The sequence below is a fragment of the Burkholderia sp. AU4i genome, assembly GCF_000466765.1.
Lineage (GTDB): Bacteria > Pseudomonadota > Gammaproteobacteria > Burkholderiales > Burkholderiaceae > Burkholderia > Burkholderia cepacia.
The window spans coordinates 1-659 of the sequence record NZ_ASSI01000298.1; the positions used below are offsets into that span (position 1 = coordinate 1).

1 protein-coding gene and 1 pseudogene are annotated in these 659 nt (G+C 72.8%); both read right to left on the minus strand.

What is annotated here, in order from left to right:
- Window positions 1-424: HutD/Ves family protein (locus tag L810_RS41035; protein WP_042978259.1), on the minus strand; the 424-nt coding region annotated here is incomplete at its 3' end.
- Window positions 425-426: 2 nt separating this feature from the next.
- Window positions 427-659, minus strand: a pseudogene (locus L810_RS41040) (urocanate hydratase); the annotation flags it as partial.

The following is a 659-nucleotide window of genomic DNA, read 5'->3' on the forward strand; positions in this document are numbered from 1 at the left end:
CGTCGAGCGTGCCGCGCGCGGCCGAACGGCGCGTCATCAGGTTGAAGTCGCGCGTCGCGCCGTCGTGCAGCGTCGCGTCGATCGCCGCCTCGCCCGCGAAATCCGCGCGGGCCAGCGGTGCGTCGAGCACGTGGCGTGCGCCGCCTTCCTCGGCGAGCGTCATGCCTGCGCCGGACAGCAGCACGAGCGTGCGGTCGACGCCGTCGAAACGCGAGAACGGGCCGTCCGTGCCGACGTCCGCGACGCTCACGCGCCACGCGAAAGCGTCGAGCGCGGCGCCCGGCGGCGCCCCGAAGGAAGTCCCCTTGGGGGAAAACGCCGCGATTTCGCGCGTCACGCCGCCGCCGTTCTTCCATGGCGACGCGACGAGATCCGCTGCGCGCATCATCGTCGCGTTCACCGGCGCCTGATCGAGCGCCGTCATGCTCAGCGGCCGAGCATCGGCAGCTTCAGGCCGGCTTCGCGGGCCGTCTGCTGCGCGAGTTCGTAGCCGGCATCCGCATGGCGCATCACGCCCGTCGCCGGGTCGTTCAGCAGCACGCGGCCGAGACGCTCGTGCGCTTCGGCGGTACCGTCGGCGACGATCACGACGCCCGAGTGCTGCGAGAAGCCCATGCCGACGCCGCCGCCATGGTGCAGCGACACCCACGATGCGCCGC